This is a genomic window from Aquaspirillum serpens DSM 68, from assembly GCF_000420525.1.
Lineage (GTDB): Bacteria > Pseudomonadota > Gammaproteobacteria > Burkholderiales > Aquaspirillaceae > Aquaspirillum > Aquaspirillum serpens.
This window is the reverse complement of record NZ_ATVC01000013.1, coordinates 1-23490: the sequence shown is the minus strand read 5'-3', so window position 1 is coordinate 23490 and position 23490 is coordinate 1. Positions and strand designations below refer to the sequence as shown.

23 protein-coding genes are annotated in these 23490 nt (G+C 50.5%); 14 read left to right on the top strand and 9 right to left on the bottom strand.

Features of this window, described 5'->3' with window-relative positions:
• Positions 1-111: 111 nt before the first annotated feature.
• Both G465_RS0104175 and G465_RS13445 read right to left on the bottom strand, forming a co-directional pair.
• Positions 112-1308, bottom strand: a complete 1197-nt coding sequence (locus G465_RS0104175; protein ID WP_022653234.1) for a branched-chain amino acid ABC transporter substrate-binding protein — start codon at positions 1306-1308, stop codon at positions 112-114.
• 88 nt (positions 1309-1396) lie between these two features.
• Positions 1397-3214 carry a GGDEF domain-containing protein gene (locus tag G465_RS13445; protein WP_022653233.1) on the bottom strand — a complete coding sequence of 606 codons (1818 nt, stop codon included), beginning with the start codon at positions 3212-3214 and terminating at the stop codon, positions 1397-1399.
• Between the two features lie 179 nt (positions 3215-3393).
• On the opposite strand from G465_RS13445, the gene G465_RS0104165 reads away from it, so the two are divergent.
• From G465_RS0104165 to G465_RS0104130, 8 genes are all read left to right on the top strand, one after another.
• A complete protein-coding gene (locus G465_RS0104165) occupies positions 3394-5493 on the top strand; it encodes a diguanylate cyclase domain-containing protein (protein WP_162138808.1) in 2100 nt (699 codons plus the stop codon).
• Positions 5494-5505: 12 nt separating this feature from the next.
• A complete protein-coding gene (locus G465_RS0104160; protein WP_022653231.1) occupies positions 5506-6465 on the top strand; it encodes an SPFH domain-containing protein in 960 nt (319 codons plus the stop codon).
• A 23-nt stretch (positions 6466-6488) separates the two neighbouring features.
• Positions 6489-7028 carry a septation protein A gene (locus G465_RS0104155; protein WP_022653230.1) on the top strand — a complete coding sequence of 180 codons (540 nt, stop codon included), beginning with the start codon at positions 6489-6491 and terminating at the stop codon, positions 7026-7028.
• Positions 7028-7327, top strand: coding sequence for a YciI family protein (locus tag G465_RS0104150; RefSeq protein WP_022653229.1), 300 nt, complete (start codon positions 7028-7030; stop codon positions 7325-7327). The genes G465_RS0104155 and G465_RS0104150 overlap by 1 nt, the downstream gene beginning before the upstream one ends.
• Positions 7328-7591: a BolA family protein gene (locus G465_RS0104145; RefSeq protein WP_022653228.1), complete on the top strand. Its 264-nt coding sequence runs from the start codon at positions 7328-7330 to the stop codon at positions 7589-7591. It begins immediately after the preceding gene.
• A 50-nt stretch (positions 7592-7641) separates the two neighbouring features.
• Positions 7642-8436, top strand: coding sequence for a peptidylprolyl isomerase (locus G465_RS0104140; RefSeq protein WP_022653227.1), 795 nt, complete (start codon positions 7642-7644; stop codon positions 8434-8436).
• A 69-nt stretch (positions 8437-8505) separates the two neighbouring features.
• Entirely contained in the window at positions 8506-9300 is a 795-nt protein-coding gene (locus tag G465_RS0104135) for a peptidylprolyl isomerase (RefSeq protein WP_022653226.1), read from the top strand.
• Positions 9301-9530: 230 nt separating this feature from the next.
• Positions 9531-10340, top strand: coding sequence for a response regulator (locus tag G465_RS0104130; RefSeq protein ID WP_022653225.1), 810 nt, complete (start codon positions 9531-9533; stop codon positions 10338-10340).
• On the opposite strand, the gene recJ is transcribed toward G465_RS0104130, so the two are convergent.
• From recJ to tyrS, 3 genes are read right to left on the bottom strand one after another with little or no spacing between them, the layout of a single operon-like run.
• Positions 10337-12031 (bottom strand): single-stranded-DNA-specific exonuclease RecJ, encoded by a 1695-nt coding sequence (gene recJ, locus G465_RS0104125; protein ID WP_022653224.1) that lies wholly within the window; start codon positions 12029-12031, stop codon positions 10337-10339. The two genes, G465_RS0104130 and recJ, sit on opposite strands and share 4 nt — an antisense overlap.
• A gap of 10 nt (positions 12032-12041) precedes the next feature.
• Positions 12042-13067 carry a hypothetical protein gene (locus G465_RS0104120; protein WP_022653223.1) on the bottom strand — a complete coding sequence of 342 codons (1026 nt, stop codon included), beginning with the start codon at positions 13065-13067 and terminating at the stop codon, positions 12042-12044.
• A complete protein-coding gene (tyrS, locus tag G465_RS0104115; protein ID WP_022653222.1) occupies positions 13067-14374 on the bottom strand; it encodes a tyrosine--tRNA ligase in 1308 nt (435 codons plus the stop codon). Before tyrS ends, G465_RS0104120 begins: the two co-directional genes overlap by 1 nt.
• On the opposite strand from tyrS, the gene G465_RS0104110 reads away from it, so the two are divergent.
• From G465_RS0104110 to hemH, 4 genes are read left to right on the top strand one after another with little or no spacing between them, the layout of a single operon-like run.
• Positions 14369-15763, top strand: a complete 1395-nt coding sequence (locus G465_RS0104110) for a M23 family metallopeptidase (protein ID WP_022653221.1) — start codon at positions 14369-14371, stop codon at positions 15761-15763. The genes tyrS and G465_RS0104110 overlap by 6 nt on opposite strands.
• A complete protein-coding gene (locus G465_RS0104105) occupies positions 15763-16875 on the top strand; it encodes an anhydro-N-acetylmuramic acid kinase (RefSeq protein WP_022653220.1) in 1113 nt (370 codons plus the stop codon). The genes G465_RS0104110 and G465_RS0104105 overlap by 1 nt, the downstream gene beginning before the upstream one ends.
• A 44-nt stretch (positions 16876-16919) precedes the next feature.
• Positions 16920-18134, top strand: a complete 1215-nt coding sequence (locus G465_RS0104100; RefSeq protein WP_022653219.1) for a DNA translocase FtsK 4TM domain-containing protein — start codon at positions 16920-16922, stop codon at positions 18132-18134.
• A 49-nt stretch (positions 18135-18183) separates the two neighbouring features.
• Positions 18184-19281 carry a ferrochelatase gene (gene hemH / locus G465_RS0104095; RefSeq protein WP_022653218.1) on the top strand — a complete coding sequence of 366 codons (1098 nt, stop codon included), beginning with the start codon at positions 18184-18186 and terminating at the stop codon, positions 19279-19281.
• 48 nt (positions 19282-19329) lie between these two features.
• Here the strand turns inward: hemH and G465_RS0104090 are convergent, their stop codons facing one another.
• The 3 genes from G465_RS0104090 to G465_RS0104080 are packed head-to-tail and all read right to left on the bottom strand — an operon-like array spanning position 19330 to position 21043.
• Positions 19330-20181: an AAA family ATPase gene (locus tag G465_RS0104090; protein WP_022653217.1), complete on the bottom strand. Its 852-nt coding sequence runs from the start codon at positions 20179-20181 to the stop codon at positions 19330-19332.
• Positions 20182-20189: 8 nt separating this feature from the next.
• Positions 20190-20606 (bottom strand): tellurite resistance TerB family protein, encoded by a 417-nt coding sequence (locus G465_RS0104085; RefSeq protein WP_022653216.1) that lies wholly within the window; start codon positions 20604-20606, stop codon positions 20190-20192.
• Complete coding sequence (locus G465_RS0104080) at positions 20603-21043, bottom strand: acyl-CoA thioesterase (protein ID WP_022653215.1); 441 nt, start codon at positions 21041-21043, stop codon at positions 20603-20605. The genes G465_RS0104085 and G465_RS0104080 overlap by 4 nt, the downstream gene beginning before the upstream one ends.
• Positions 21044-21144: 101 nt before the next feature.
• Between G465_RS0104080 and G465_RS0104075 the strand changes: the two genes are divergently transcribed.
• The gene (locus G465_RS0104075; protein WP_022653214.1) at positions 21145-21594 is read left to right on the top strand and encodes a universal stress protein; all 450 of its coding nucleotides are present in this window, start codon (positions 21145-21147) and stop codon (positions 21592-21594) included.
• 96 nt (positions 21595-21690) lie between these two features.
• On the opposite strand, the gene astB is transcribed toward G465_RS0104075, so the two are convergent.
• Positions 21691-23040 carry an N-succinylarginine dihydrolase gene (gene astB / locus G465_RS0104070; RefSeq protein WP_022653213.1) on the bottom strand — a complete coding sequence of 450 codons (1350 nt, stop codon included), beginning with the start codon at positions 23038-23040 and terminating at the stop codon, positions 21691-21693.
• 162 nt (positions 23041-23202) lie between these two features.
• Between astB and G465_RS15730 the strand changes: the two genes are divergently transcribed.
• The coding region (locus tag G465_RS15730) for a helix-turn-helix domain-containing protein (RefSeq protein ID WP_022653253.1) at positions 23203-23490 on the top strand (288 nt) is incomplete at its 3' end.

The following is a 23490-nucleotide window of genomic DNA, read 5'->3' as shown; positions in this document are numbered from 1 at the left end:
GATGAGGTCATCGCAAGGCAAACGCTTACGATACGACAATCATGCCACAGCTGAGAGCGAAAAAAACCCCGATGTGGTGACATCGGGGTTTTTCGGGTCATCAAGCTTGGCTTATTTCATGCCACCCACGGTTTGCAGGGTTTCCCACTTGCCGTCTTTCACTTGGTACACCGTCACAGCACCGTTCACCAAGTCGCCCTTGTCGTCAAACTTGACCTTGCTGGTCACACCAGCATATTCGGTTTCAGCCAGTTTTGGAGCAAACGCAGCCGGATCAACCGAGTCGGCTTTTTTCATCGCATCGACCATCACGCGCACTGCGTCATAGGCATAAGGCGAGTACATTTGCACTTCGCCATACTTGGCTTTGAATTTCTCGTTAAACGAAGCAAACCCCGGCATTTGATCGCGTGGCATACCGATGAAGGAGGCGTAGTGACCTTCGGCAGCTTCACCCGCCAATTTCAGGAATTCTGGCGAGTAGATCCCGTCAGCACCCAACAATTTGACTTCGATGCCCAATTTCTTCATCTGTTTTGCCAATGGGCCGCCCTGAGCGTCCATCCCACCAAAGAACACCAGATCAGGCTTCGCGGCTTTGATAGACGTCAAAATCGCCATAAAGTCGGTAGCGGTGTTAGAGGTAAACTCACGCTTCACCACTTTCGCACCTTTAGCCTCGGCAGCCTTCACGAATTCGTCAGCAATCCCTTGACCATAGGCAGTGCGGTCATCAATCACCGCCACATTTTTCACTTTGAGGCTTTCCACCGCAAAGTTACCCAACGATGCGCCTTGTTGCACATCGTTTGCCACCACACGGTAAGCGGTCTTGAAACCTTGCTGGGTGTAAGCAGGGTTGGTAGAGGAAGGCGAAATTTGTGGAATGCCCGCGTCAGCATAAATTTTCGATGCTGGGATAGTCGTACCCGAGTTTAAGTGACCGATCACACCCACCACTTTTTTGTCCACCAAGCGTTGTGCCACTTGGGTTGCAATTTTCGGGTCGGCTTGGTCGTCTTCAGACACCAACTCCAAACGCACTTTTTTGCCGCCGATGGTCAAACCTTCGGCATTGATCTCATCCACGGCCAAACGAGCACCGGATTCGTTGTCTTTACCTAAGTGGGCAATGGGGCCAGTCAATGGCGCCACGCTACCAATCAGTACGGTGGTTTCTTCTGCAGGTGCTGCAGCAACAGGAGCAGGCGCGGCAGCATCGGCAGCAGGCTTAGGTGCCTCGGATTTACCGCAGGCAGACAGGGCTAAAACGGCGGAAGCAATCAGGCTTAAACGGGCATACTTCATGGGGACATCCTTCACGTGAGCTTAAGGGAACGGGGATGATTATTATGAGTGCTTTGCCAGACTGTCAATCATATTGCCACATATGCTCTTAGCTTAACTTGCCACCCAATTCGGGTTGCCGCCGTTCGATAAATAAGCTACACCCGCTGGTTTTTTTCGCGACTTTTTTCGCCTCGGCGGCAACGGCAGAAATATCACGGTGTGAATGATAGAGTGTCGGTTCAATCCGAATTGCACCAATTGATAATGCAGTCAAGGGTAAAAAAGCACTCTCGCCATTACGCTGCACCGCTAAAAACCCTCCAAGATCTAAATGCTCTGGTCGGAAAAAACGTTTCACCTGTTGTTCGAATGCTGTCAAAATGCCACGGCAACGGGCTTCCCAATCATCACTGCGGAATAACACAATAAAATCATCGCCGCCAACATGACCGACAAAATCTTGGTTAGGGTCGGCATGTTCTAATAACAGATGGCCGGTAAATTGAATTAGTTCGTCGCCTTGGCTAAAACCGTATAAATCATTAAACGGTTTAAAATGATCTAAATCACAGTAAGCCACGGTAAATAACCGCCCTGTCAGTAACTCTTGGTCAATCGCTTCGTTAATCGGCACATTCCCCGGCAAACCGGTCAGTGGATTGGCATGGCGGGCAGCACGGATTTGAATTTCGTTGATTTTTTTCATCAGATCAAAACCGGTTCCCATACCGAGATAACGACCTTGATCGGTGATGATAAAACCATCAATCAAATACCGCCGCTCCGCCGCCACCACAATGCTCGACAAGGTTTGAATACTCATCGAAGCATCAACAATCAATGGTTTAGGATCCATCATGCCGGCGCAGGGTTTTTTTGCATATAACTCACGGCTAAACGGACGGGCAAAGGTTTCGAGAACATGATGTCGCCGCAACAACCCCACGGGCCGCCCATCGTCCACCACTGGGATAGCGAATAAATCGGCATCATCAGCAAAAGCACGATAGGCAGTGTCAGCGGGAGCATGTGAAGCGAGAGTATCCACCGCGACTAATAAGTCCCCCGCTCGATCTGCCGTCACAATGATTAAATTGCTTTCTTGCTGGCTGAAAGGGGATTGTTGTTGGTGATGACGGATTTGAAACTGACGAGCCGGTAAAGCCGATGGCTTGCCGAAAAAATAACCCTGACCAAAATTGACTCCGAGTTCGCGTAGGGTTTGATATTCAGCCTGGGTTTCCACCCCCTCGGCCACCACATGGCAACCATTATGCTCAGCAAGTTGAATAATGCTGGTTAAAAAGTGTCGATGAATTGGGTTTTCGTTGATGTTTTGGATAAAAAATTTATCCAGCTTCACAAAATCAGGGGAAATTTCTGCCCAACTACGCAGATTGGAAAAACCTTCGCCCAAATCATCTAATGCCACCCGTAAACCCTGTTGGCGATAGGCATGTAAACGATTGCGTAAGGTTTCAAATTGACCAAAAGGCCGACTTTCGGTTAATTCAATAATCAAACGCTGTGGCGACAAACCTTGTTTCAGCAACTGAGGTACCAACCGATCGGGGTGGAAAGACTCGGTTTGCACTGTATCCGGCCCCAAATTGATCGACAAGGAGCCCTTCAAATCGAGCTCAACAAAGCGTTCGAGTACGGCTGCAAAGCAAGTTCGTTCGAGTGCTTGCGTCATATTGCAGCGGCCTGCGACCTCAAATAAGTCCTGCGGTGAATACAAGCGGCTTGAGGCGGGGCCACGAATTAGACCTTCATAGCCAATGATGGATGAGGTCGAGAAATCGACAATCGGTTGAAACACAGGTGTCAGACGCTCGCCCTCGATGATGGCAATCAATTCGCCAATCAGCGCAGGTTCAAGTTTTTCGGAGAGAGAAGATTGAGGCAGTTCACGGATGACCATCTTTGACAACCCTTATCGCAAGGCAGTGAGCTAAGGGACACAGTGTAGCGAGTGATGATGAATTTTTTTTGACTGGTCATTGAGTACCTGAAATTTGAGAAAAAATTTCAAAATCAGCGTAAAGCAGCGGAAACAACAATATAATGCTGTTACATCACTGCCAAACTGTGACCAAGACCATGCCTACTTTTCGTCTGTCGTTGTTTGCCCCCTGTTGGCATACCCTGTTGATGTTAGGTGTGGGACTGTTATTTTGTATCAGTGTTAGTCAAGCTAACTCGTCCACACCAACATCCCCCCCCACCACAGCCCAACATCGCTTCGTTCTCCAACTCAAATGGCAACACCAATTTCAGTTTGCAGGCTATTACGCCGCCGTACAAAAGGGCTTTTATCGCGAAGCAGGCTTAGAAGTGCAGTTGGTGGAAGCCACCCCCGATACCGATGTGATCAAAGAAGTGTTAGCGGGTCATGCTGATTTTGGTATCAGTAGCACCAGCCTATTGCCACTGCGCACACAGGGGCATCCGGTGGTGGCAATGGCGGCTATCTTTCAGCACTCGGCGCAAATTTTTATCACACGCCCTGTTATCAGCAACGACGACCGCCCGCCGGTGTTTCCCAATTTGCACGGTAAAAAAGTGATGATTGAATCGCATGCAGATGAGCTGTATGCCTATCTGCAGAGAGAAAAGATCGACATCGGCGCCATGACACCGGTGGCCCATAATTTTGGTATCCGTGCGTTAACAGAAGACCGTATTGCGGCGATGTCTGGCTATCTCACCGACGAGCCATTTTTGTTACAACAACAAGGTGAACCCTTTCAAATTTTCAACCCACGCCAAGTTGGGATTGATTTTTATGGAGATATTCTGTTTACCACCGAAGACACCATTGCTAGCTACCCAAAACAGGTGGAGGCCTTCCGTAAGGCTAGCTTAAAAGGGTGGGAATATGCTCTTAATCATCCAGAAGAGGTGATTCAGTGGTTACAACAACGCTATCAAACGCAAAAATCGGCAGCACACTTGCGCTTTGAACATCAAAAAATGCAAGAGCTGATTCAAGCCGATCTGATTGAAATCGGCCATATGCATCGTGGTCGCTGGCAACACATTGTCCGCACCTATGCCGAACTGAATATGCTGCCTGCCAAGTTTTCTTTGGAAGGGTTTTTATACCACCCACCGGTGAAAGAAACCTTACCCACTTGGTTACGCTACGCCATTGCTGGTGGTGTGTTATTGATTGTCTTGGGTATTTTTACTGTCGCGTATATTTTGCGTTTAAACCGAGAATTGGCTGGGCAAATTGCCACCAGCCAGCAAATTGAAGCCGCCCGCCTACGCGATCAAGGCCGCATCCACGCTGCCAATGAACGCTTGCAAGGGATGATGACGCATTTACCGATTGCCTTAGCATTGGTCAATGCCGATACCCAACAATTTATTTTGTTGAATCCAAAATTTGTCGCGACCTTTGGCTATCAACGTGAACAATTACAAGACATGGCAACCTTCTGGGCGCAATGTGCTCCCGAACGTAGCGCCTATTTACAGGAATATTGGCAACGACAAATCAGCAATGTCATTCGGCATGGTGGCGAAATTCCACCGTTTGAATTTCATGCCCAACACCAAACCGGACAGCAACATATTTTGCAATGCCATATGGTGCAATTTGACGATTGGCAATTGCTTGCCTTTGTCGATTTAACCGAGCAAAAACGGTTGGAGTCGCGCCTGCAATATATGGCTTTACACGACGAGCTCACCGGCTTAGCCAACCGTACCTTGTTGCGCGAACAGGTAGAACAGGCAATTCATCATGCAAAACGGCATCAAGCCATGCACTTTGCGGTATTATTTATCGACTTAGATGGTTTCAAAGCAGTGAATGACGAAGCCGGCCATGCCATCGGTGATGAACTATTAAAAGAAGCGGCCCAGCGTATCAAACAGAGTTTGCGCGCCAGCGACCAACCGGCCCGCTTGGGCGGCGATGAGTTTGCGGTCATTTTGCACGATATCCGCCACGCAGAAGATGCCCTTACCGTGGCACAACATGTGCTAGATGTTCTAAAACAGCCCTATGCAGTGGCAGAGCGTGAGTTTGATTTAAGTGCCAGTATCGGCATCGCGCTGTATCCAGATCATGCCACCGAAGTCAAAGCCTTGTTACATGCAGCGGATGATGCGATGTATCAGGTCAAACGCAATGGTAAAAACCAATGCCAACTGGCACAAAACAGTGCCCAACCGTCTGTTTCAATCTAAAGGAAAAGCACTATGGAAGTGATGGTTTTGCTGGCTCTTGCTGTGGTCATCGTGTTAGCCAAAGCGATCAAAGTTGTTCCCCAACAAACCGCGTTTGTGGTCGAGCGTCTTGGCCGTTTCCACGCGGTGTTATCGCCGGGCTTAAATATCATTATTCCTTTTGTTGATCGCTTGGCCTATCGCCATTCTCTGAAAGAAATTCCGTTAGATGTGCCGAGCCAAATTTGTATTACCCGCGACAATACCCAACTGACAGTGGATGGGATTTTGTATTTTCAAGTGACCGATCCACAACGCGCCAGCTATGGCAGCAGCGACTATATTCTTGCCATCACCCAATTGGCACAAACCACACTGCGGTCAGTGATCGGACGGATGGAGTTAGACAAAACGTTTGAAGAACGCGACGAGATCAACCGTGCAGTGGTAGCGGCGCTGGATGAAGCGGCCATCACTTGGGGCGTGAAAGTATTGCGTTATGAAATTAAAGACCTTGTGCCACCCAAAGAAATTTTGCACTCGATGCAACAACAAATCACTGCCGAGCGCGAAAAGCGCGCCCTGATTGCTTCTAGCGAAGGTCGCAAACAAGAGCAAATTAACTTAGCCACTGGTGAGCGAGAAGCCGCGATTCGTAAATCGGAAGGCGAACAACAATCGTTAATCAATCAATCGGAGGGTGAAAAACAAGCACGGATTAACAAAGCCACGGGGGATGCTGAAGCCATTCGCTTAGTCGCAGCAGCCAACGCCGAGGCCATCGCCAAAGTCGCACAAGCGTTACAGCAAAACGGCGGCATTGAAGCAGTCAATTGGAAAGTGGCTGAACAATATGTTCAGGCTTTCTCACAATTGGCCAAAGAAAGTAACACACTCATTATTCCTGCTAATACGGCAGATGTGGCGGGGATTGTCGCCACAGCACTCAACACTATTAAAGCAAGCACTGACCCTCACTTGCCAAGGCTGTGAGCTTGCGAGGATAATCGTTCACTATGAAATTTCTCTCCGACCTCTTTCCGGTCATCCTGTTTTTTGCTGCGTTTTACCTCACCCGCGACATGTTTATTGCGACGGGTGTTGCCATTGTCGCTACCTGTTTACAAGTCGGCATCAGTTGGTTACGGACCCGACGGGTTGAAACCATGCAATGGGTATCACTTGCCCTGATGTTAGTCCTCGGTGGTGCCACACTGTTATTGCACAATAAAGCTTTTATTATGTGGAAACCCACTGTGCTGTATTGGTTGATGGGGCTTGGCCTTGCTTTTGCGCATTGGGTCTTGCGGCGGCAACCTTTACGCGCCATGTTAGGTCAACACCTCAATCTGCCCGAGCCACTGTGGTCGCGTTTGACACTGGCGTGGGTGGGCTTTTTCTTGGCGATGGGTGGCTTAAATCTGTTCGTGGCGTATCAGTTCAGTGAAGAAGTCTGGGTCAATTTCAAGCTATTTGGTGGCATGGGATTGATGTTTGCTTTTGTGTTAGCACAGGGTGTTGTGCTGGCACGTTATATGGAAGACGATAAAACGTGATGTTGTATATGATTTTGGGGAACGATGTCCCCGACTCACTCGCGCAACGTTTAGCAAGCCGGCCAGCACATCTGGCACGGTTGCAAGCGCTACAAACCGAAGGTCACTTAATCATGGCCGGCCCCTTGCCTGCTATCGACAGCCCCGATCCGGGTGCAGCAGGTTTTACAGGCAGCTTGATTGTGGCGGAGTTTCCTTCTTTGGCCGAAGCGCAAGCGTGGGCAGATGCCGATCCCTACTTAGCAGCAGGGGTATATGCATCGGTTGAGGTCAAACCATTTAAAAAGGTTTTGCCATAAATGGATGTCGCACAAGAAATCCATCAGCGTTTAACCGTATTGCAACCAGAGTTGTGTGATCTTGATGATGACAGCGCCGCCCATCAAGGCCATGCCGGTGCTGCAGGCGGGGGTGGACACTATACGTTGACGATTGTCAGCGCCGCTTTTGTCGGGAAAAACCGCATAGCTCGCCATCGCCAAGTGTATGACTTGTTGCAGGACTTAATGCCGCATACTATCCATGCCCTAGCACTTAAAACTTATGCTCCTGGTGAAATTTAATACAACCACCAGTGGTTGCTTTTTTCTGAATTTGTCTTAAAGGACCTGATATGCGTCTGACTCAAATCGCTGCTTTATGTTTGGCTGCCAGCTTAAGTACCGCCGCCTTCGCTAACGATAAAGTGGCCGCAGTCGTCAATGGCACAGAGATTCCACAAGCGGAATTAGATGCGTTTGCCCAACAAGTGGTCAATAGCAGCGGTGGACGGGTAAAAGATTCGCCAGAATTGCGTGCCGAGCTGAAACAACAGATGATTAACCGCACCGTCATCTTGCAAGAAGCCAATCGCCGTGGTTTAGAAAAAACGTCTGAATTCAAAACTCGCATGGAAATTTTCCGCAAGGACTTGTTACAACAGGCCTTGTTTGAAGATATTGCAAAACAAAATCCGGTGAGCGAAGCACAGGTCAAAACCGAATATGACCGCATCAAAGCTCGTTTGGCTGGCCAAAAAGAAATGCGTGCACGCCAAATCGTGTTGAACAGCGAAGCCGAAGCACAAGAAATCATTAGCCAACTGAAAAAAGGCGGCAAGTTTGACGAATTGGCCAAGCAAAAATCGAAAGACCCTGCAGCAAAACGGACTGGCGGTGAAATGGGCTGGGTCAACCTCGGCGCAGTACCACCACAGTTAGCCGATGCGCTCAAAGCCTTGGGTAAAAACCAAGTCAGCAGCCAAGCCCTGCGCTCTGATGTTGGCTTCCATGTCTTTAAAGTTGAAGACATTCGCGATGCTAAAGTGCCAACTTTCGAAGAAGTGCGCCCACAGCTACAGCGTCAAATGCAAAGCGCCCAAATCGAAAAAGTGTTAATCGAACTGCGCAACAAAGCAAAAATCCAGTAAGCTGATCTCGTTTTGTTGATCTCAATGGCCCGTCTCAACGGGCCGTTTTCTGATAAGAAAAATCTCCCTATGCGTAATCTGTTTTCAAAAACTGTTCTTGCTGCCGTCCTTGCTGTTGGCTGTAGTGCTTCTGTATTGGCAGCATCGAATAACACCGTTGCCACCGTAAACGGCATGGCCATCCCACAAGCCCGTGCCGAAGCGATGATGCGTCAATTGACCAGTCAAGGTCAGCCAGATACCGCCGAAGTGCGGGCGATGGTGCGTGATGAACTGATCATGACCGAATTGTTGCGCCAGCAAGCCACGAAAAAAGGTTTGGATAAAACAGCCGAGTACAAAGCCGAATTAGAAGGCTTATCTGCCCGTTTGTTAGCTAATATGTATGTGCGTAACTGGGTCCGTACCAATCCAATCGGCGAAGCCGAATTGCGTACCCGCTATGAACGCTTAAAAGCACAAATGGCACAAAAAGAGTACCACCCACGCCATATTTTAGTGGCAACTGAAGCCGAAGCCGTGGCGTTGTTGGAAGACCTGAAAAAAGGCAAACGCTTTGATGAATTGGCAAAAGCCAAGTCGTTGGATGCAGGTAGCAAAGAAAAAGGCGGTGATTTAGGCTGGATGATGCCAAATGTGCTCGACCAAGCTTTTGCTGCCGCCATGATGAAGCTCGAACGCGGACAAATCACAGCCACCCCAGTCAAGAGCCAGTTTGGTTGGCATATTATTCAGTTGGGTGATGTTCGTGATACCGAATTCCCACCATTGGAAGGCATCCGCGCCCAGTTGACACAACAAATTCAGAATGAGCGTCTGCAAGGACATCTCAACCAGCTGAAACAAACAGCTAAAGTGAATTGATGTGTTGCAGCAACTGCGCTGCCAACCTGATTGAAAAAAGCGACAGTCGAATGGATAAACTGTCGCTTTTTTGTTTTTTGTCATACTACAAAACACGAATTTATATTATTTTTTGTCTTATTTGAAAAATACTCGTGTAATACCTCATTTTCTTTTCTTTTCGCATCATGTCATTTTTGTAGATGGTCGTTATAATCGTTGCAGCCAGATTCTTTCGCTAAGGAACCGCCGTGAGCTTCGTCAACACTTTGCAAGATATTTCTGTTGTGCTGGTTGAACCCTCTCTGATTCAAGCACGCTTAATTCAGGAGCATTTAGCAAAACAAGGCGTCGTCATGGTGAGGCATGTTTGTCAGGGACAAGAAGCCTTAGTCGAACTAGAACGCGCCCCTGTCGATCTACTGATCAGTGCCATGTATCTACCTGATATGTCGGGCTCTGATTTAATTACACAAATCCGTGAAGCACCGTTTCTTGCCGATCTCGCTTTTATTCTGATTTCTAGTGAAACCCGCCCACAGGTGTTAGAACCTGTCCGTCAATCCGGCGCCTCTGCCATCTTGCCTAAGCCGTTCACTGACTTTCAACTGGCCACCGCGCTGCGTGCCACCCTCGAATATATCGCCCCCACCAACAATGCCCTACCCATCGAGCTTGATTTTGATGCACTGAGGGTGTTGATTGTGGATGACAGCCGTTCGGCGCGGCATTTTATCCGTCATGTCTTTGAACAGCTAAAAATTCAAAACTTTTTTGAAGCCGGCAACGGCAAAGAAGCCGTTGCGGTATTGTCAGAAAATTATGTCGATCTTGTTGTCACCGACTACAACATGCCGGAAATGGACGGCCGAGCCTTGGTCGAATATATCCGCCAACAAAGCTGGCAAGCCTCAGTGCCGGTGTTGATGGTCTCAAGTGAACAAGACGAGAGCCGGCTAGCAGCAGTCGAACAAGCCGGCGTATCGGCGATTTTTGATAAACCGTTCGATCCTTCGCGTGTTCGCGAATTAGTGTTACAAGTCTTAACCTCGGGCGGCTAAACGGGTGTGGCGTGTTGCAACAATAGTTGTACCCGCCGTTGCCCACGGAACTCGTTGACTTGTAGTTGATACACGGCTTGGATGGCATTGGGTAAGGGATCGGGATGGTTAAAGAAAATCGCATCCCATGTTTGGCCGGCATAACCCAAGCTTAACTTACGATGTTTTTCTGCCACCACGCGCTGTTCAAGCACAGTAAATTCGCCACTGAATAAGGGTGGCGGAAAACCCTGCCCCCAAATCAAGCTATCCAATTCCTCCGCCTGTTGTAAGGTCATCTCCTGCGCCAACAAAGCGCCATCGGTTTCAATACGGCGGGTGAGATGGTGTTCATCCAACCATAATTGTGCAACTTCTTCGAATGCCGCCGCAAAGCGTGGAAAATCTTGCTCGCGTAAGGCCACCCCCGCCGCCATCGCATGGCCGCCAAAGCGTTGAATTAAATCGGGATGGCGTTTGGCAATCCAATCCACCGCATCGCGCAAATGAAACCCCGGAATCGAACGGCCCGAGCCTTTGATTTGATCGACGTCAGCCGGAGCAAATACAAAGCAAGGCCGGTGGAAACGTTCACGTAGGCGTGCAGCGACAATACCCACCACCCCTTGATGCCAATCATCACGAAACATCGCCACGCTATAGCGGCTGTCGTCTAAGCTATCAGGCAAAGCGGCTAATGCCTCTTGCTGCATACCGCCTTCAATTTGTCGCCGTTCGCGGTTGAGTTCATCGAGTTGTTGCGCCAACTGTTGTGCCCGTTGTCGATCATCAGTCAACAGACATTCAATGCCCACGCTCATATCATCTAATCGGCCAGCGGCATTTAAGCGCGGGCCGAGGGTAAAACCCAAATCGAAGGCACTGGCACGGCCAAGCTGGCGGCCACTGACTTCAAACAAGGCACGAATCCCCTCGGCACATTGCCCTTGCCGCATCCGCAATAAACCTTGTTGCACCAAAATACGATTGTTGGCATCCAAGCGCACCACATCCGCCACCGTACCGAGGGCAACCAAATCCAACCATTGCGCCAAATTAGGCTCTGCCTGTGTGGTGAATGCACCACGCTGCCGCAATTCAGCGCGTAGGGCCATCAACACATAAAACATCACCCCGACCCCAGCCAGATGCTTGCTGGGAAAGGAACAGCCGGTTTGGTTCGGGTTGACAATCAAGGTGTCAGGCACTTGCTCACCAGGTAGGTGATGATCGGTAATCAGGACTTCTAGACCCAAACGATGGGCATGTTCAACGCCTTCGACACTGGCAATGCCGTTATCGACCGTCAACAATAGCTGTGGCGTGGGTTGGCAGACCTGTAAGGCAAGATCAACAATCTCGGGAGTCAGGCCATAACCATATTCAAAGCGATTGGGCACCAGATAATTCACCTGTGCGCCCATTGCACGCAAGCCACGCACCGCACAAGCACACGCCGTTGCACCATCGGCATCATAGTCAGCAATCACGGTTAGGGTTTGTTGGGCAGCAATTGCATCCGCCAACCGCCGCGCCATTGCTTCGATATTGCGCAGTTGTTGAAATGGCACTAAACGATTGAGGCGAGTTTCCAGCTCAGCGCCATCTTGTACCCCTCGGGCAGCAAAAATCCGCGCCAGCAACGGCGATATCCCCTGTTGTTGTAAGCGCGTTACGCTCTCTGGCACTGGACGTACCTCAATCTCTGCCATCGCTTGCTTCCTATTCTGCTGAAAATACCGTGAGAGGGCGGGGCCGCCGCCAAATTTGCCAACGCATACCAGCGGTGAGCTGTGCCACAAAACCGTTATGATCTGGCGCAATGATGGTGAATTGTTGCAATTTACCACTCGACCACGCCTGCCATGCCGGTGCAAACCAGTTTTCTTCTAAGGTAGCCATACGCTGCAACCATTGATAGACGTCTTCATAACGCGCCGGACAATCGAGGCTGTCTAATTCAATCACCACCTCAGCCCGTTCCGGCCAAGCCGCTGCCGCCGCTGCATAGTTATATGGCGCATTGTCGAGTGGGGTGTGGCTGAGTTGTGCCAAGGCAGCCAAAACCGGTTGGTCGGTGGCGACATGAGAAAAGGGCGGTGTAGCGACTTGCGCTGGCAATGGCGTGGTTTCACCCCAAAACCAGATACTGTTTAATGCCGGTTCGCCCTGTTGTTCGCGTTGTTGATTGACCGGATGTTCAAACCACAACATCTGCACTTCATTGAGATAACGCGACCACCGCTTACCCTCGGCACCGCTCGGCATCGCCTGTCGCATCTCTCGCAAAATAGCCCGTTGCAATGGTGTAAACGTGGCCTGTGGCGGTGCGAGAAGGCGGGCATACCAGCGATCGGGCGTCGGGGTGAAAAACTGGATCCCTTCGTCGGCAAAGCTGGCATTTAATGTCGCGGCCAGCGCTTCCGCCTCGGCCAAAGAGAAGGTCAACACATCCGGCCCTACCAGCCGCATCCCCTCTTGGGTAATTTGGACATGCACTGGATCGGCACGCAGATAATAGCCGTCATCAATCGACAGCCCATCGTAATGGGCAGATAAGGCAACCTCGGCTGCTTCAGACACCCCAAACCACGTCTGATAATACGCTGCTCGTGAATGGGAGATAGCTTGTAGGCGACTGCGACCCAAACAACGGGCCAGCCACGGCGCTTCCAGATGGCGATAGACGGCAGCCGCATCATCATGCGGCCACGCCAAGCCAGGGATCAATAGCGTTAAAGCACGCATTAAGCGACAGTCACCTTAGCAAATTTACGTTTACCGACTTGGAACACGATGCAAGCCCCCGTCGCCAATTGCAAAGCTTTATCACTCACCCGTTCACCATCGGCTTTGACCGCACCTTGGTCAATCATTCGCAAGGCTTCCGACGTACTGGCAACCAAACCAGCTTCTTTTAATAAGCGTGCAATCGCAATCTGCCCACCTTCAGAGATGACCGTGATCTCGGGCAGGTCATCTGGAATGGCGTTTTTCTGGAAACGGGCTTCAAAATCGGCCAATGCCGCTTCGGCAGCGGCTTGATCGTGGAAACGCGCCACCAGTTCTTGCGCCAGCATCACTTTCGCATCGCGTGGATTGCGACCGGCTTCGACTTCCGCTTTCAACGTGGCAATCTCTTGGGTCGAACGCAACGACAGCAAATCAAACCAGCGCCACATCAAGGTGTCAGACACCGACATGGTTTTACCAAAAATTTCGTTCGCCGGTTCAGACACCCCGATGTAGTTGCCCAACGATTTAGACATCTTGTTGACGCCATCCAAACCCTCTAACAACGGCATCATAATCACACACTGCGGCTTTTGCCCGTGCTGTTGTTGCAAAGTGCGACCCATCAGCAAATTGAATTTCTGATCCGTTCCGCCTAACTCAATGTCGGCCTTCATTGCCACCGAGTCATAACCTTGCATCAGTGGATACATAAATTCATGGATGGAAATTGGCTGGTTGCTGTGAAAACGCTTATGGAAATCATCGCGTTCTAACATCCGCGCCACTGTGGTGCTGGCGGCCAACTTCAACATCCCATCCGCGCCCAACTGACCTAACCAGTGGGAGTTAAAAAAAATTTCGGTTTTTTCTGGATCGAGAATTTTGAACACTTGTTCAGTATAAGTTTTAGCATTGGCTTGCACTTGTTCCGGCGTTAGCGGTGGACGGGTGGTATTTTTGCCAGAGGGATCGCCAATCATGCCGGTAAAGTCACCAATCAAGAACATGATGTGATGCCCGATGTCTTGGAGTTGGCGCATTTTGGTTAACAGCACGGTATGGCCTAAATGTAAATCGGGTGCCGTCGGGTCAAAGCCGGCTTTGACTCGTAATGGGCGATTTTCCTGTAACTTGGCCACCAATTCGGCTTCAATCAATACTTCATCTGCACCACGACGAATGATGTCGAGTTGTGCTTGTAATGCTTCATTCATAATGTGTTGTCCTAAATGACTTAACCATAGCCAAGCATTTGTTTTCTTTTGAATATCTGCCAGTCGCGCTAGTTTCACCGCTGGCAGCTTTCTGCTAGGATGCATCGTTTATTAGCTATCCTGCAATGCAGCGAAACAGGCATGGATTATCGCAAACCCCTCACGCAAGCGCAAAAAGCGACTTTTCTCTTCGATCAAGATAGCCCTTGGCGCAGTCATCTTGCTTGGCTCAGTGCAACCGCAATTGTACCGGCTTTAGCAATGGCCACGGCTTTTGCCATCGCGCCGAATAGCGCCACCGAAGCGACGCCCAATCGAGCATGGATCACCGAAAGCCTTGCTTTACCTACTGTTAATACCTTGCCGATGAGTGGCAATCGCTATTGGCGAGCCGAGATTATTCAACGCGGTGACCGCTTATTGACAGTCTTGAGTCGGCTTGGCATTCAACGGGCAGACAGCGCAAGCTTGTTGCAACAAGATGAGATGTCGAAAGATTTGCTCAAATTGCCAGCCGGTGCCACTTTACATGTGCAAACCAACGACCAAGGCCAATTATTCGCGGTGCGCTTTCTGAAAGATGACGCCCAAGGCGAAACGCAATTGGTGTGGCTACAGCGTCGTGATGGCAATTGGCAAACCCATGCTGATGCGATTGAACCGCGCCGCTTAGAGGGCGTGGCACACATTCGCTTACAGGGGAAACAATCTTTCCAACAAGCCGCCCAACGCGCCGATCTGCCGCGAGAAGTCTTACAACAGCTGCAAGAAATTTTCTCCGACCGCATGGCACTGCAGAGCTTACGCAGTGGCGATAGCGTGCAAGTGGTATTTGAACGGCTGTATTACGAAGGGGATTTAATCGGCTATGGCCAAGTGCTGGCTGCACATGTGCAACAAGACAAACAAACCTTCACTGCCTTTTATCATCAACATGACAGTGAATCCGGTAGCTATTACGACAGCAACGGCCAACCCTTAAAACAAGGTTTTACCGTCGAACCAGTTGAAGGCGCACGGATTACCTCCGGTTTTGGTATTCGCGTACATCCGGTATTAGGCAGCTTACGGATGCACCAAGGGGTTGACTACGCCGCCGCCATCGGTACCCCAGTGCGAGCTCCCGCCGCCGGTCAAGTGGTCAGTGCCGAATATCAAGATGGCTATGGCAATGTTGTTACCTTGCGCCACCAAACCCGTTATCAAACGCTGTATGCCCACTTATCCCGTTTTGGTGAACAGGCCAAACCCGGCAAAACGGTAAAAGAAGGCGACATTATTGGGTATGTTGGCAATACGGGTCGTTCAACCGGCCCACATTTGCATTTTGAAGTCCGAGTCAATCAACAACCGGTTGATCCAAGCAGTACCGTGCTCAAGACACCACCTTTAAGCGGCCCAGCCTTAGCCCAATTCAAACAAGTTGGACAACGCTATCAACAGCAGCTCGCCATGTTGCGACAGCTGCCAGTGCAACTGGCTCAGGCAGAGTGATGATTTTTGACTGCAAGGCCGAAGATCGGTTTATTGGTTTAATGTCCGGCACCAGTCTGGATGGGGTGGATGCTGTTTTAGTGCAGTTTCCTGCGCCACAGCAGGTGCGAGTATTAGGCCGCGCCAGTCTGCCCTATCCTGTGCCCTTACGGCAGGCATTGTTGCGATTACAAGAAAATCACGCCGGCGAGTTACACCAAGCGGCATGTGTTGGTAAGCAACTGGCAACCTTATATGCTGAAGTGGTGGAGCAATTACTCGGCACTTGCCAACTTTCCCCCAGCGCCATCAAAGCCATCGCCTGTCACGGCCAAACCATCCGCCATGCCCCTGAACACGGTTACACCCTGCAAATTGGTAACCCAGCACGCCTAGCCGAACTCAGTGGAATTGATGTAGTGGCAGATTTCCGCAGTCGTGATATTGCGGCTGGCGGTCAAGGCGCACCATTAGTGCCGGCATTCCATGCCGCCGTTTTTGCTCATCCGCAACAACAGCGGGTGGTGGCTAATATCGGTGGCATCGCCAATATCAGCATTTTATCGCCCAACGACACCGTGCTTGGTTTTGACACTGGGCCGGGCAATATGTTGCTCGATGCTTGGATTCAACAACAACGGGGGTTGGCATGGGATGAAAGGGGGCAATGGGCCAGCCAAGGCCAAGTGTTACCCGATGTTTTGCACCGTCTATTAGCCGAACCTTATTTCAGCCTGCCACCGCCGAAAAGCACAGGCCGTGATTTATTTTCACTGGCATGGCTGCAAAGCATGTTATCGGGCACAGAAAGCGCGGTTGATGTGCAAGCCACCTTGCTTGCGTTCACGGTGGAGAGCCTCAGTCAGGCCATTGAACGTCATGCCACCGAGAGTGAAGCGGTATTTGTTTGTGGCGGTGGCGCGTATAACCACGCTTTGATGGCGGCACTGCAACAACGACTGGCACCGCGTTTCATTAGCACCACCGCCACCTTGGGCATACCCGAAATGGATGTCGAGGCAGTGGCCTTTGCTTGGTTAGGACAAGCGTTTTTTGCTGGTCATGCCGGTAATCTACCCGCTGTCACTGGGGCACGCGGCCCTCGCCGATTAGGCGCATACTATCCGGCTTAAGCCGTTATAATCCGTCCCATTGCCCGTCATTGAGGATGGAAACCATGGCGCTCTTCAAACGTAAAGCAGTGGTGAAAAATCAGGCTTTACCCCCTTACTTGAGCACTTGGCTCAAGCAAAGCCGTTGGGTGCTGTATAGCCTAATCAGTGTCTATCTGATTATGGTGTTAGCCAGTTACACCCCCACCGACCCCGCTTGGTCACACAGCAGCAGTAGCGAAACCCCGATTACGCTTGGAAATTGGGGTGGTAGCTTTGGCGCATGGCTGGCTGATTTATTGCTGTATGGCCTTGGTATGTCAGCGTGGTGGAGCGTGATTTTTTTCGCATGGCAAGCCATCAATAGCCACCCACGCTGGCAACTCCGGCGTTTATTACGCTCGAGTCGGCCTGCTCGTTGGGCCGGATTTGTGTTGTTTTGCATTGCCAGCAGCAGCTTTGAAGCGATTCGTTTTCATAGTCTGACCGCCACCTTGCCCTTAGCCCCGGGGGGGATTTTGGGGAATTTAATTGGTGAGGGTTTGATGCCGGTGTTGGGCTTTACACTGACCTCGCTATTGGTCTTTATCGGGATGGGCGTCGCGTTTTCATTATCAACCGGTCTGTCTTGGTTAGATGCGGCGGAGAAAACCGGCGAATGGATTGAAAATGTGGTGTTGAGCCTTGTCCCTATCTCATCACGTCGTGCTGCACTCGACACCGTGCCGAGTACGGTACCGCCGGTTCAGCTGCAAGAACCGCATTGGGACAGTGCGCCACTGCCACCGACTTTCACCAAAACCGCCGCCGAACCGACATTAGACCGTCTACCCGAGGTTGAAACACCGGCTTTTGATCCCCATGCCATTTTCACCCGCACCGCCGATAGCCCTCCGCCAACGCTAAAAACCACGGTGGTCGAACCAGCCGCACCCACCCCACCGAAGGTTGAGCCGATTCCCGACCCCATCCCAGCGGTGGTTGAAGAAGCGCTACCGCCATTGGCAACCGATACAATCAATCCGCCAGTCTTAGAAACCACCTTGCCACCACCGGTTTTAGAGATGCCAACATTAGACAATGTTGCACCGACCACGCCAGCGGTAACTCGCCACACGCGTAAAAAAGTGGAGGTAGAAAACACCTGCATTTTGCCTGATGCCCCAGCGCATGAACCGTGGGAAGACACCCCAATTTTCTTAGAACTGCCGCCGGTGGACAGTATCGAATCAGACAACTCCACAACCCATAAAAAGAACAACCCACTTAAACAGACTTGACCGATGGCCATATTCGAGTCATTGTCTGATTTTTGTCTAATACAAAACCATGAGCCATTTCTGCACCGAACCTGCTTATCGACACGACCAAGTAGCTAAACTTGGCGTGCTTCTTATCAACCTCGGTCCCCCCGCCGCACCGACTGCAGCGGCGTTGCGGCCTTATTTGGCCGAATTTTTGTCAGATCGGCGGGTGGTGGAAATTCTTCCGCTGGTTTGGAAGTTGATTCTGCACGGCGTGATTTTGCGCGTACGGCCAGCGAAGTCGGCACATAAATATGCTTCCGTCTGGCAAAAAGACGGTTCGCCGTTGGCAATCTATACCCAAGCACAAACCAATCAATTAGCCGCACGTTGGCAACAGCGTTATGGTGATGGGGTGGTAGTGCGCTATGCCATGCGCTATGGCGCGCCAGCAGTGGCCGATGTGATGGCTGAGATGAGAGCACAAGGCGTAACCCGTTTTGTGGTATTGCCGTTATATCCACAATATGCCGCCTCTAGCAGTGGCAGTGCTTTGGATGCCGTGTGTCGGGCATTACTAAAAAGCCGCAATATGCCGGAAGTGCACACCATTCGCCATTTTCACGATGATGCAGGGTATATCGATGCACTCGCGCAGCGCATTGAACAATATTGGGCCGAACATGGACGGGGGGATCATCTATTGATGAGCTTTCACGGTGTGCCGCGCTATACCCTCGATAAAGGCGATCCCTATCATTGTGAATGTCACAAAACGGGTCGCTTATTGGCAGAACGGTTAGGGCTCAACAAATCAGCATACACGGTAGCGTTCCAAAGCCGTTTTGGTAAAGCGGAGTGGATTAAACCGTATACCGCAGAACGCCTCGAGCACTTTGGCCTTGCCAAAACCCGCCGCTTGGATGTGGTATGCCCTGGGTTTGTGGCGGATTGTTTGGAAACACTAGAAGAAATTGCGATGGAAGGCAAAGAAACCTTCCTCGAAGCAGGGGGTGGGGAATATCACTATATCCCTTGTTTGAATGACAGTGAGGGATGGATTGAGGCGCTAGATCGTTTGGTCAGCCAGCACGCTGCGCCTTGGCTACCGCCGATCGTCCCCGACCTCGCCAGCCGCCAACAAACCCTCGCCCGCGCCAAAGCCCTCGGCGCCACTGCTTAAAACGACATGCCACACCGAATACAGTGTGGCATGCTCATTTTTGCTGCTTTACCGCCGCCAACGCCCTGCACTTAACAGCCGTTCTAACAAGTGCATGTCTTGTTCATTTTTCAACAATGCCCCAGTCAACGGCGGCTGTTGCTGGAGCTGTTGTGCATCCACGTCATGCGCCGTCAACAACCGCAGCCAATCCAACAACTCCGAGGTTGAAGGTTTCTTCCGTAGCCCAGGCACTTCACGCAACGCCAAGAAACACGATAACGCCTCTTCTACCAATTCACGCTGTAAATTCGGGTAGTGGACATCGATAATCTGCTGCAAGGTCTCGCGGTCGGGAAAGCGGATGTAATGGAAAAAACACCGCCGTAAGAAAGCATCCGGCAGTTCTTTCTCATTGTTTGAGGTAATAATGATAATTGGCCGTTGTTTTGCCTTGACCAATTCGCGTGTCTCATAGACATAAAACTCCATCTGGTCGAGTTCACGCAATAAATCATTAGGAAACTCAATATCAGCTTTGTCGATTTCATCAATCAACAAAACCGGTGCTTGTTCCGCAACAAACGACTCCCAAAGTTTGCCACGCACAATATAGTTGCCAATGTCGTGTACCCGCGCATCACCAAGCTGTGAATCACGCAACCGCGACACCGCATCATATTCATACAACCCCTGCTGCGCTTTGGTGGTCGATTTAATCGGCCACACAATCAGTTCCCGTGCCAAGGCACGGGCCACTTCCTCTGCCAGCAAGGTTTTACCGGTACCGGGTTCACCTTTAATCAATAAAGGGCGTTGTAAGGTAATGGCAGCGTTGACCGCCATCATTAAGTCAGGTGTTGCAACATAGCGGTCGGTTCCAGAAAAACCCACCGCCGCTGCCGTCGTAGAAACGGTCATGTCCCCTCTCATGCTCTTGAAAATTCGCGTTCCAAAATCTCTAAGGTGAGATGCCAGCGTTTCATCATATGGCGCAATAGGGCCATTTCTGGTTCGCTGATGGTGTCATCGGCCTTGCACAAATCGAGAGCCAAAGCGCAAATCAGCAGCCGCTTTTGATAATCGGTGATTTGATCAAACAGATAGTCAACCCGTTCTGGATCAATCAGATGAATCAAACCATTGTCGTCAGCCTCGGCACTGATGTCATCGCAATAACGCATCAACACCTCTAAGAAGCGTTTGCGCTCAATCCCAATCAGCTCGAACAAATTCAGTTCTTCAATCGTATCCAACTCACGCTCATCCATCACGCCATCGCTGATGATAAACATGGCCAGAATGCGAGCCATCGCTTCTGGGCTATTCACGGGGTAGTCTCTCATGGTTGTCTCTCTTCGCCAGCGCAGGCTTGTAGGAAGCATTCAGGCACTCGCGCCACTTTGCGTGCCTGATAATCAAAGAACACAATTCCGGTTTTGACGCGAGCAATTTCTTGCCCGTCGCTGATACGACACAAACGATACAGTAAATCACAACCGTACTTATTGAAATCTGCACAGCTGACACCGACCTGTAAAACATCACCATGAAACGCCTCGGCTTTGTAAATCACCGCCGCATCGCTCATGATTAACCCTAAGCCACCGATGTCGAGTTCAGAAAATCCTAACGATTTCAGATAACGCAACCGTGCTTCGTGAGCAAGACCCAATACCGCATCATTGCCCAGATGGCCGCCATAGTTAATATCACGAATCGAGACGGTGATTTCGGTGTAAAACGCAAAATGTTCAGGAAGTTCAAGTGTTAAACGTGCCACAGGATGCTTTCTTATAGAGACTCATCGAAAAATGAGTGTAAGACGGTGTTTATAGTTTGCACAAGCCCCGCCCCTCATACCCACTTTGCAAAGGAAAAACCATGTATCAACGCCTCTATGTTCCAGTCGATGACAGCCACACCTCACACCGCGCGCTTGATGAAGCCGCCAAATTAGCCAAAGAATCGGGAGGAATGGTGCGCTTAGTGCATGTGGTGGATTTGGCACAGTTTGGCTGGGGCGGCAGTGAGTTTTTGGATGCCAATGAGTTGCAAAACAATATCCGCGAGGCAGGTCATAAAGTCTTGCAAGAAGCTGCCGACCGTTTGCAAGCAGCCGGCGTACAGCATGACCAGCAATTATTAGAAAGCTGGGGCGAGAAAATCTCGGAAGTGTTGCTGCAAGATGCCGAAAATTGGCAGGCTGATTTAATCGTGATGGGCACACATGGTTGGGGCGAGTTAATGCAATTGCTGCTGGGCAGCGTGGCGGAAGGCGTGCTGCGCAAAGCGAACTTACCGGTGTTGCTGCTACGCAGCCAAGATAGCTAAGACAGCGGCACCCCAACCCAGCCCGCGCTCGCGGGTTGGGAAAAATCATGGATGCCGGTGCCTGTTTCACCGAGGGGCTTAACCCAATCAGATGATTTAGTCTTGTTGGAAGGGATAAATTGAGCCCAGCGCTAACAGTTGCGTCAGTTCGTCCAAAGCTGTCCGTGATTCTTGCAACAATGTTGGATCAGCTAAATCTTCTATGCACAGACGATCACGATAATGTCGATTGACCCAATCGGTTAGCTGTTGATAACACTGGTCGTTGATCCACACTTGAGGATTCACCGCTGCCCGTTCGGCTTCAGTGAGTACCACGCGCAAACGCAAACACGCCGGCCCACCTCCATTTTGCATGGACTGTTGCAGGTCAAATACTTTGAGTTCGGTAATCGGATAGCGGCCAGCATTCAAGATATTCTGTAAATAGCGCCACACTTTTGGCTGCTGCTGACACTCCTCTGGCACCACCAAACACATGCTGCCATCTGGCCGACTCAATAATTGACTATTAAATAAATAACTTTGCACCGCCTCGCTCACACTGACCGCCACCGCCGGCACTTCAATCGCTATCAAATCACTCCCTATTGCCTGTAGTTTTTGCCGTAACTCTGCTAACACCTGCTGCGGTTGATAAAAAGCATTTTGATGGAAAAACAATACATTACGATTGCCGACGGCGATGACATCATTGTGAAACACCCCTGCATCAATCGTCTGTGGCAGTTGTTGGGCATAGACAACGCGCTCAGGCGCTAAACCATGTTGACGGGCAATCGCTTGCGACGCTTCGCGGGTTTGTCGTGCTGGAAAGCGGCAAGGGATGGGGGCGTTGGGGTCGGTCATGGCTTGACCATAGACAAAAAAGGCCACGCCAGCTTGACCATATTCGGCGCAAAAACGGGTGTGGTTGGCAGCACCTTCATCGCCAAACCAAGCATGGCTAGGTAGGGCAGCATGGTGAGCAAAATAACGCTCATCAGCAAAAATCGCCTGCAAGGTGCGCGAGGTTTGCCGATGTTCAATGGCGCGGTGCAATTTATTGTGCAAATTGGCGGCGGTGAAATGTACGCGACCATCCGCCGTATCCGCAGAAGGGCTGACTGTTGCCGCATTCGCCGTCCACATCGCCGAGGCAGAAGAACAAGCAGCTAATAAAAATGGGGCGTGTTGTTGTGCTTGTATCAAGACTTCAGCATCCGAACCGGCAAAACCAGCCGCACGCAACACCGCCAGTGCTGGCCGTTCCTGCGGCGGTAACACTGCTTGCGGAAAACCCTGATCGGCTAATGCTTTCATTTTAGTTAAGCCTTGCAAAGCAGCTTCTCTAGGTGACGAAATTGCAGCACCGTTCTCAGTCGAAGCCACATTACCATACGACAACCCAGCATAATGATGCGTTGGGCCCACCAAACCATCAAAATTCGCTTCATAGGCAACCATCGGTGAAGTCTCCTCATTTATTTTTTATCCCCTGCGCCGTAAAACCTCGCTATTCATGGCGGGGATATCAGGCGCAAACGGCAAAGCCGTTTTTGGGTTTGGTGTTGTGGTTGTAAAGTAAAAACAAATCGATGTTTGCTTTGCTGTTTGTATAATAAACGCATGAAACGACTTCAAGCCTTCAAATTCCAACTGACACCTAACGGCCAGCAAAAACGACACATGTCGCGCTTTGCGGGTTCGTGTCGGTTCGTCTTTAATAAGGCGTTGGCGTTGCAAAAGCAATGGTATCAGACTGACCCGACAAGCAAGTTTTCTTACGTCAAATTGGCCAATCTTTTGCCCAGTTGGAAGCAAGAATTTGCTTGGCTGAGAGAATCACCAAGCCAAGCTTTGCAACACGCCTTGAAGGATTTAGAGCGAGCGTATCAAAACTTTTTTGCCAAACGT